The organism is Parvibaculum sp. (assembly GCF_040882025.1).
In the GTDB taxonomy this organism is placed as follows: domain Bacteria; phylum Pseudomonadota; class Alphaproteobacteria; order Parvibaculales; family Parvibaculaceae; genus Parvibaculum.
Genome location: NZ_JBBECC010000010.1, coordinates 37,621 through 47,271, shown reverse-complemented (window position 1 = coordinate 47,271; position 9,651 = coordinate 37,621). Strand labels below are relative to the sequence as shown.

Here is a 9,651-nt window from a genome sequence, read left to right as displayed (position 1 = left end):
GGCGCCATCTACGCCGTCACCAGAGGGCGGCTCAGAAACGAATACCGCCAGATTCTGAAGGAATACGGTCAATCGACAGACGTCAGGGAAGATGTCGACAAGCTGAGCCTTGTGACGACGTTGATATTCTATTTTTTCCTCGCCGGCGAGAGCGAGGAGGCGATCGCTCGTTCACAAAAAAACGAAGACGAAGATCGTGCCCGGCCTTTCGGCCAATCCAATTCCCGACCATCGGTAGTCGTTGTGCAAAGCGAGTCGTTTTTCGATGCTCGCCGTATCATGGAACAGGCGCCGCCTGGATTTCTGAAACACTTTGATCGCATGGTCGGCGCCGCGCGTTATAGTGGACGGTTGCGCGTTCCCGCCTGGGGCGCCAACACACTCAGAACCGAGTTTGCCTTTCTCTCAGGCATACCGGACGAGGCTATGGGCGTCGATAGGTTCAATCCCTATCTCGGTTATTGCGCCAAGCCCGTATGGACGATCGCATCCTATCTGCGCAGCATCGGTTACCGCACCATTTGTATTCATCCCTTCCACAAATCTTTTTTCCGGCGGGACAAGGCTTATCCCCATCTCGGTTTTGACGAATTCGTCGATATTGCGTCGTTCGAAGAATCTGACCGCATAGGGCCCTATATGTCGGATGCGGCGGTGGCGACAAAAATCGAAATACTGCTCAGGGAAACGAAGCAACCGCTCTTTGTTTTCGCGATTACAATGGAAAATCACGGCCCGTGGTCGAAGCCGCGTATTGAGGTGCCGGCGACAATCCGCGCTGCGACGCCCGTCAGATCAAGATCGGTTCAGCAATACCTCAGCCACGTTCAGAATGCAGACAAAATGATCGGGCGAATTCGCAAAGTCTTGCAAGAGATAAAAGGGGATGCGGTTTTTTGCTTCTACGGGGATCATTTGCCCAGCCTGCCAAAGGCGTTCCGGGCAATTGGGTATGATGACCCGCGGACAGATTATTTTATCTGGTGCAAAAAAGCACGGAGCGACGCGCGTGCCGTAAATGTCAGCGCCGATGCACTGAATCGCCTCCTTCTCGAAACTGTGACGGCGGCGCTGACCGATGCCGACGCGAGAGCACATGACAAAGACGAGGGCAGCGTGCTGGGTCTTGGCGGTGACGGCTGGAGCGATGAAAGGCGTACAGGAGAGTCTCGATGAGCCGTGCCTTTCTCTTTCTTCAAGGAAACAGCAGTCACTTCTTTCCTGCGCTCGGCCGTGAGATGGCCGAGCGCGGTTACCGGGTGAAACGAATCAACGTATGTGGTGGAGATCGCTTCTTTTGGGGAACATGGAATGCGGTCGACTATCGCGGTGCTGCGGATGATTTCGGCACTTTCGTGCGCAATCTTGTCGTGTCGGAGGAGATATCCGACATCGTAATGCACAATGATTGCCGCCCTCTCCATCGAGCGGCGATCGATGCAATTCGTAACATTGCATGCCGCGTCTGGGTATTCGAGGAAGGCTATATCCGGCCGCACTGGCTCACCCTGGAAGAGGGCGGGATCAATGGTCATTCGCCTTTGCTGGACGACTCGCTTCTGCTGTCTGACACCGGTGAGGGCGGAACATCGGAGGAGGCGGACTTTGTGTCCGTCAGACCTGCCATGCGTCGCCGTGTCATCTATGACTTTCAATGGCAGATTTGGAACTATCTAAGGTGGTTGCGCTATCCGAAGTATCGGACGCATCGCCCTTTTCCGATCTGGGCGGAATATGCGACATGGATGCGGCGGCTCGCGACGTTGCCTCTTCGTGGCCGCCAGGCAGGCAGAATTGTCAGACGCCTTGCTGCGATGGGGGAGGATTTCTTTGTCTTCCCGATGCAGCTCGACAGCGACTCGCAAGTGCGCTTGCATTCGTCCCATAGCAGCATGACCGCAGCCCTCGAATACGTGATAAGAAATTTTGCGGCGCATGCACCCGGAACTGTGCGGCTTGTCGTCAAGGCGCATCCCCTCGATAATGGCTGGACGAACTTTCGACATCGCGCCCGGCTTCTTGCCGATCGATATGGGGTATCTGGCCGGGTCGATTATATCGACGGAGGCGATCTGCAAACGCTCATTCGCAGTTCGCGTGGCGTTGTAACGCTGAACAGTACGGTCGGGCTGATCGCACTTGACCTCGGACGGCCTCTGATCTGTCTTGGCAGGGCGATTTTCGATAGACCGGGGCTGACCTTCCAGGGTGAACTGGAAGATTTCTGGCTGAATGCGGCGGCGCCCGACAAAGCCCTCTTTGCAGAATTTCGACGTCAGCTTTTGAAGCGGAGTATGATTAATGGTGACTACTATACTCCCGTCGGAATTCGCCTTGCTGTTACAAATGCCATCGCTAGATTTGAAGATGTCAGCCGAAGAAATGTCGAAGTAGCGTCGTCGAAATCTATAGTGGCGCCAAAGTCGAAACATAATGAGCGACGGGCTGTTGCCGACCGAGCTCAGGACGCCACTACAGTGGTCGTCTCGCAGCAGCCGAGCGTTTCGGCAGGCCGTCTCTGACCGGGTTCGCGCCCGAATCGCGCGTGTCCGGTAGGATCGGAGCGAAGGGTGCGCCCTGTATGTTTATTTGGATGTATTGTGAGCGCAGGCTTGGAGTTCTGCGGCGCTCGCTAAAGACAGGCGGATTTATCCGGTGAGCTTGAGCGTTGTCGAACCTGAGCAGCCTTCCGGCCGAACGGAGGAATTCTCGCGCGCTTATGGCGCCGGCGACGAGGTCGCGGCCGTCAAAATTGCCATTGAGGCACTTGAATCGAGATCGTCGTTCGTGCCTCCGTTCGAAAGCCTGTGGTGGCTGTGCGGCGAATTGCTGGCGCGACGGCGCTATGGACTCGGTCTTGATCTGACGGAGCGAGTCTGGAAGCGTGGATATCGCGGCTGGCGGGCGATGTATCTTCGCGGTGTTTTTCTCGCGCTGAATCGCGACATTGAAGCCGCAGCGGAAACATTGGCAAGCGCGCGGGAACTTGCGCCAGCAGACAAGAAGCGGGAGATCTCCCTGTTGGAGGCGAGACTGCGCGCGCTGCTTGGGCAAGACAATGCGGCGTTGAAGTTATTTACTGAAAATCTGAAATTTGACCGGGAGAGTGCCCGCTATATCGATGCTGCACTGCGTGTAGCGCAACGCTCAGAGAAGAAGGCGCTTATCGCCCGTTGGCTCACAAAGGCGAACAGCGCGCTGGGGCCCAGCATTGCGCGCATGGCATTGCTCGCGAAGCTGCACTACGAACGTGGCGAATGGACAGAAGCTCACAAGGCTGCCACTGCTGGCATTCGTCTGGCACCCGAAGACAAGCGGTTTGGACGAATTGCAGCCCGAAGCGCCTATCGAGGAGCTCGTCTGGTCCAGGCCATCAGTCAGCTTGAGCAGCAGGTGGCTCGGGATGCCGAATGGACCGAGGGAAAAATTCTTCTCAGCAGGGGACTGCTCGCCGGTGGCCGTGAATCGGAAGCGCGGCGTGTTCTGAGATCAATCGAGCCGGGGACTAAATATGAGGAAGAGCGGCGGGAGATGCTCACGCGGCTCGGTGAAAGAACGGAGGATGACGTCCCGGTCGATGCGCAGGCGACGGGGAAGGCCACGGGGGCGGAGACGAAGCACCGCCGGAAAAAAACGAACCCTCTGGATGACCCCGAGGTCAAAAAAATCATGTCGGATATTCCAGCGGATTTTGCGCCGTGCTGGACGCCTGCAACACTTGCGGAACGTGGAAATCTCTTTGTAGCAATTGGACGACTCTTTCATTCGGTGCGAACGCTTATGTTGCGCGAGACGATGGCGCGTTTCGGACGCCACGAACTTGGTTACCTATGGGCGGTTATCGAGCCCATGATTCATGTAATGGTTTTTTCCTTCGTCTTCTCCTACATCCGGATGCGAGATTCGCTCGGCATGAACGTCATTCTCTTTGTGACGACCGGCGTGGTGCCGCTCTTCTTCTATCTGAAGACTTACAACCACCTGACCAATGCGCTGAAACAAAACCGCCCGCTTCTAAACCATTCGAGTGTTCAGCCGATGGACATATTTTTCGCGAGAAGCATACTCGAATTCTTCACGCAGATGTTCGTATTGATTTTGTTTGTTTCCTTCATCTATGTCTTTGTCGAAAAGTATGCGTTCGGCGATGCGCTATCGGTGTTGGCAAATGTGTTCGGTCTCTGGATGGTCGGAGTTGGTATGGGACTCGCGATGGGTTCGCTGACGACCTTAGCCGAGTCGCTCAAGAATGTGATGGACGGCTTCAACCGGATAATTTACCTCACATCCGGCGTATTCTTCACGCTGGATATGATGCCCGCCTCTGTCGCCAAATATGCTTCCTACAATCCCTTGCTGCATTTCGTTGACGGTGTGCGGGGTAATTTCAGCCCGCTCATGGGCGGCAGCCGTGTAGACATTACATACGGCTATTCTTGGGCGGTCGGAATTTTCGTATTCGGTCTCGTCGCCGATCGCGCGCTTCGAAGGCGAGTACTAGATCGATGATCCATCTGATTGGTATTGAAAAACATTTCGATACGGATGTCGGCGTACGTCAGGTGCTGAACGAAACCAATCTGTCAATACCGACTGACAAGCGTGTCGGCGTGTTGGGCAGAAACGGCGCGGGAAAGTCGACGCTACTCAATATGATTGCCGGCGTCGATCAGCCGAGCAAAGGCATGATCGTGAGAAGCGGACGGTTGTCTTGGCCGCTGGGCTACGCGGGCGGGTTTCATGGCGATCTTACCGCGCGAGAAAACATTTCATTTGTCGCCCGGCTATACGGTGTCGACTACAAGAAGACGTTCGAGTTGACAGAGGAGTTTGCAGAAATCGGCAGTTATGTCGATATGCCGGTGAGAACCTACAGTGCCGGCATGAGATCGCGGTTGGCCTTCGGCCTCAGCCTCGCCATCAAGTTCGACTGCTATCTGATCGACGAAAGTATTGGCGCCGGAGACAGGTTCTTCCGCGCAAAATCACGCAAGGTATTCCTCGAGCAATCGAAGGGCGCAGGCATGCTGCTTGTTTCGCATAGCGACAATACAATTCGCGAGTACTGCGAAATCGCGCTGGTTCTCTTCGAGGGCATTCTGGTGCCATTTGCCGATATCGAAGATGCAATCGATTTTTATATGAGAAGGTGCGCGCCATGAATTCATCGTTCGGCAAGGAGCGTTTCGAGCGGTTGGTTCGGCCTGGTGGGCCCTACGATCGTTTTCGGGCATTCGTTAGGGAAAGGGCGCGGCCGTTTGTTGAACAGGAACTGGCGGAGGTCGTGAAGCTCGGCGTATCGAAGATATTGTTTGTTTGTCTTGTGATCGCCCCGACCTTTGTTGCATTTATCTATTATGGCTTCTGGGCCTCGGATCGTTACGTGTCGCAAACGTTGATGACGGTGAGGACCGCCGACTCGCAGATCGCCACAGCCGTCGGCGGGTTGCTGGGGTCGATCGGTGCCACCCCGGGGGTTGTCGATGGCCATGTCGTTGAGGAATATATTCAATCCCGCGAAATCGTCCGGAAGCTTCAGGAAGCGGTTGATCTGCGTACAATCTACGTGGCGCCGGAAGCTGACGTGTGGTCCCGGTTAAGCTCTGATGCCGGCTTCGACGACCTCTTTCAGTATTATCTGAACCGTATCGATGTCTACTTTGACAGCACCGCGAATGTCGTCCATCTCGACGTTCAGGCATATCGCCCCGAAGACGCAATGCGGATCGCGGCAGCGGTCGTCGAAATCAGTGACGATATGGTCAACCGGATTTCGCAGGAGTCGAGGTCCGATGCGCTTCAGTTTGCGGTCGACGAGGTGAAGCTGGCGGAAAACAGATTGAGGGACAATCGGATGTCTCTCTACAGGTTCCGCGAGGAACACGGCGATCTCGACCCTGTTCGTTCTGCCGAAGCCATTGGCGGAATCGTTGCAAGCCTCGAAGGCGAACTGTCGCGGTACAAGACTGAGTTGGCGTCGCTCAGGAGCTACATGCGTGAGGACAGTGCGCAAATCGCGGGCGTCAAAGCCCGAATTGCCGCTATCGAGCAGCAGATGCAAGCGGAGAGGGGCCGTTTGACCAGAAACGAAGACCGGCCGGGAATGACTTATTCGGATTTGCTGGCTGATTATGAGCGGCTGCTAATCGAGGAAGAATTCGCCAAGGCGGCTTACACTTCCACAGTGTCCGCGCTGGAGTTGGCGCGCGCCGATGCCGGCCGCAAGCAGGCCTATCTGGTTGCTTTCGTCGAGCCGTCCTTACCGGATGATCCTTCCAAGCCAGAGAGATTGTTGATTATCGTGTCGTTTCTCGTCTGCGGCCTGTTAGCATACGGGCTGCTGATGTTGATCGGGGCCGCTATCAGGGAGCACGCGCGTATATGAGAACTTGGGGGGCGATTTTTATCGTTGTGCTGCTGACGGCGCTTGGCGCCGAGGCACTCCATGCACAGGGGTCGACGAGTGGGCAGGGGAACAACGCTCCGTTGCGCGCGCCATCGACCTTGGCTGAGCCGGAGCCGCTGGGCGACATCTTCGACGACCCGGGCGGTTACGAGCAGCCGCAACCGGTGCAGACGAGTCCTTCGGGGGGTGATTTGCTTTTGCGTGAGCAGAGCGGTTCGCGCACGGATATACCAAATGCCGTTCCTCCGATTACGACTCAGGGTCTGTTGCCCTTCGGCTCTCAGATTTTTACCAATTCCGGTCTGGTCGATCGCAGCGTTGGTGTGAACCCCGACTACCGGATCGCACAAGGTGACCGCATCGCTGTCAGAATGTGGGGGGCGAGAACGTTTGACGGCATTCTTGTGGTCGACATTCAAGGCAACATCTTTCTCCCGGAAATCGGGCCCGTCAAAGTAGAAGGTGTCACCAACGCACAGCTCGCGCAGAGAGTACGAAGCAGTGTTGCGAGCGTTTTCACCGACAACGTGAAGGTCTATACAAATCTCCTCGGTACACAGCCGCTCGGTGTTTTCGTTACGGGGTCCGTTCCGTTTCCCGGACGTTACCCGGGCTCGAAAGACGACAGCGTCCTCTACTATCTGGCGCGCGCCGGCGGTATCGATCTCGACAGCGGCAGCTTCCGGAACATCAGGGTGGTCAGACGCGGCGCGACGGTCGCGACAATTGATCTCTACAAGTTCCTGAAGGACGGCGAGATGCCGCCGGTGCGTTTCTCTGACAACGACTCGATTGTTGTCGGATCGCAAATGCCGACCGTCGCAATTTCGGGCGATGTGAGAAGCGAGTATCGTTACGAATTCGACCCCGGTCGCTCGACCGGCGGCGAGCTGATTGCATTGGCGCAGCCCAGGCCGTCAGCCAGCCATGCATTGATCCGCGGCATTCGCGCGGGAAAGCAATTCAACACATATGTTCCGCTGAGTCAGATGACGGCCTACAAGCCGATTGATGGAGACTCCATCACCGTCGAGGCCGACCGGGAAAGCGAGACGATTGTCGTCACAGTCGACGGCAATGACATGGGACCGTCTGCATTTGCGGTTCCGCGCGCGACCAGATTGGGCGCCGTGGCACAACTGGTTGAGATCGATCCAACGCTTGCGGATATCGATTCAATCTATCTTCGCCGCCAATCGGTGGCGCTGCGGCAGCAACAAGCGATTGATCGGGCTCTCTATGAGCTGCAACGATCTGTTTTGACCGATAGCTCCATAAGCTCGACGGAGTCGGCAATGCGTGTGCAGGAAGCGGCATTGGTCGAGCGTTTTGTGTCGCAGGTTCGTACGGTTCGGCCGGAAGGGCGCGTTGTGTTGGCCGGCAACGACTGGCGGGAAATGCTGTTGGAGGACGGCGACGAAATAGTGATTCCGAAAAAGAGCGATGTTGTGGTGATTTCCGGTGAGGTAAAGCTTCCGCAGACCGTTCTTTGGCAATCACGCCGGTCGGTGCGCGCATATATCGAGGATGCCGGTGGCGTAAGCAACAGGGGTGATGCAGGACGCATTCTGGTCATGCGAAGCGACGGGTCGGTGCATGACGGTGGCGAGCCGATTCGTCAAGGCGACCACATCATGGTACTTCCCGCCGCCAACCAGAAGACCTTCGCGGTGTTCAGGGATATTGTTGAAGTCGTCTTCCGCGTGGCGCTGGCCGCCGCCGTCGTCCTCGACGCAAACTGATCGCGACGATGAATTCGGCTATGGACGATTATCGTCCGCTCATCTCCGCGTCGTCTTTTCGCTGCCGCGGCGAGTATACGCGTGCTCCGGAGCGCATCGTCGTGCTCACATGGGAGCACTCGCCCACTTGCGACATATATCTACGCGATCGACTTCGGCACGCCACTTTGCCCGTACACTATTGGATATTGGGAAAAGCACCACCCGTCGCCCTGGACAACGCGTTTGTAATCGTAGTGCGATATGTCGATACCGCATCGCTGGCGGCGCTTGAGCGCGCAAGGAGCGGTCTCGGGGGCGTCGCATATCTGCTTGACGACGATCTGGTCGGGGCGATCGGTGACAGCAGCCTCCCGCTCCATTACCGGTTCTACATGGCGCATTTCTGGTTCCGCTATGCGCGGCGTATAGGAGCGCTTGCAAGCGAAATGTGGGTTTCCTCCGGCGTTCTGGCGCGTCGCTATGCCGAGGCAGGCGTCGTCTATCGCATTGATCCCGCACCTGCCCGATTCGCATTGCCCAGCGCACGTCCGCCAAATGAAAGGCCCGACATCAGTATCTTTTATCACGGGCAGAAGACGCACCGGGCGGACCGGCGATGGCTCAGGGATGTGATGATCCCGGTCCTCGATGATTGTCCGACTTGCGGATTCGAGATTGTCGGCGGTCGGGAGGCGCGGCGATCCTACGCTGGCTTGCCGAGGGTTACAGTTCTGCCGCCGATGCTTTGGCCCGAATACTGGCGGAGGAGTCAAACGACACGCCTCGATATCGGTCTCGCACCACTGGTGCCGACACCCTTCAATGCCGCCAGGTCATGGGTAAAATATCTCGACATCGCTCGCTTCGGAGCTGTTGGAGTCTTTGCGGCAGGCGAGCCATACGAAAGCGTCGTTCGGGACGGTCACAACGGCGTTGTGCGGCCGGCTGACAACAAGGCCTCTTGGTCGGAGGCTTTGATCGCTCTCGTACGGGATGCCGCATTGCGGAACAGGCTGACGACCGCGATCGATTGGCCGACCAACGTGGAAACGCCACCGACGCTTCGGCGGTTCATGTCCATGGATCATGCGAGGAGCCCGACATGACAATCGATTTTTCTATGTTAGGATCAGCTAACGGCGTCGCCAAGAAGGGCGTCTTTGCCTATGCGAGAGAAGGTGGGGTATGCGGGGTTTCTTGATCGTTTTGGTCTTGTCGGTCGGACTTGCGGCCTGTGAGACCACGTCGACGTCAAACGAGCATAGCCCCGCAAGCGAGGTCGCCAGTAGCGGTCTGACAGGAGATCCGATTGCTCTTTACGCTGTCAATGCGGCGCCCGGCACCTCAGGGCCCGTCGTCGCACCCTCCGGAAACAGCATGTTGGTGCATGTCGGGTCCGACTATGTTTCCGCGACTGGAGACCGTTGCCGCCGCGTTATCCTGGCAGACGGCAATGGGCGGTCGCAAGTGAGCGCTGTCTGTCTGACCGAACAATCATGGAAAACGGTTGTTGGCCTCTAG

General features: G+C 56.8%; 7 protein-coding genes. All 7 read left to right on the top strand.

Features of this window, described 5'->3' with window-relative positions:
• A partial coding sequence (locus WEB61_RS00975; RefSeq protein WP_368062457.1) for an LTA synthase family protein occupies positions 1 to 1,176 on the top strand: 1,176 nt, incomplete at its 5' end.
• Positions 1,173 to 2,522, top strand: coding sequence for a capsule biosynthesis protein (locus WEB61_RS00970; protein WP_368062456.1), 1,350 nt, complete (start codon positions 1,173 to 1,175; stop codon positions 2,520 to 2,522). The genes WEB61_RS00975 and WEB61_RS00970, both read left to right, overlap by 4 nt.
• A gap of 139 nt (positions 2,523 to 2,661) precedes the next feature.
• A complete protein-coding gene (locus WEB61_RS00965) occupies positions 2,662 to 4,509 on the top strand; it encodes an ABC transporter permease (protein ID WP_368062455.1) in 1,848 nt (615 codons plus the stop codon).
• Positions 4,506 to 5,162, top strand: coding sequence for an ABC transporter ATP-binding protein (locus WEB61_RS00960; RefSeq protein ID WP_368062454.1), 657 nt, complete (start codon positions 4,506 to 4,508; stop codon positions 5,160 to 5,162). Before WEB61_RS00965 ends, WEB61_RS00960 begins: the two co-directional genes overlap by 4 nt.
• Positions 5,159 to 6,385, top strand: a complete 1,227-nt coding sequence (locus WEB61_RS00955; RefSeq protein ID WP_368062453.1) for a hypothetical protein — start codon at positions 5,159 to 5,161, stop codon at positions 6,383 to 6,385. Before WEB61_RS00960 ends, WEB61_RS00955 begins: the two co-directional genes overlap by 4 nt.
• Positions 6,382 to 8,148 carry a polysaccharide biosynthesis/export family protein gene (locus WEB61_RS00950; RefSeq protein WP_368062452.1) on the top strand — a complete coding sequence of 589 codons (1,767 nt, stop codon included), beginning with the start codon at positions 6,382 to 6,384 and terminating at the stop codon, positions 8,146 to 8,148. Before WEB61_RS00955 ends, WEB61_RS00950 begins: the two co-directional genes overlap by 4 nt.
• 236 nt (positions 8,149 to 8,384) lie before the next feature.
• Complete coding sequence (locus WEB61_RS00945) at positions 8,385 to 9,236, top strand: hypothetical protein (protein ID WP_368062451.1); 852 nt, start codon at positions 8,385 to 8,387, stop codon at positions 9,234 to 9,236.
• The last annotated feature ends 415 nt before the right edge of the window (positions 9,237 to 9,651 follow it).

What these genes read in the sequence shown, in the direction of transcription:
- WEB61_RS00970 (WP_368062456.1), top strand. Translation starts at nt 1,173, where the DNA reads ATGAGCCGTGCCTTTCTCTTTCTTCAAGGAAACAGCAGTCACTTCTTT.
- WEB61_RS00960 (WP_368062454.1), top strand. Translation starts at nt 4,506, where the DNA reads ATGATCCATCTGATTGGTATTGAAAAACATTTCGATACGGATGTCGGC.
- WEB61_RS00955 (WP_368062453.1), top strand. Translation starts at nt 5,159, where the DNA reads ATGAATTCATCGTTCGGCAAGGAGCGTTTCGAGCGGTTGGTTCGGCCT.
- WEB61_RS00950 (WP_368062452.1), top strand. Translation starts at nt 6,382, where the DNA reads ATGAGAACTTGGGGGGCGATTTTTATCGTTGTGCTGCTGACGGCGCTT.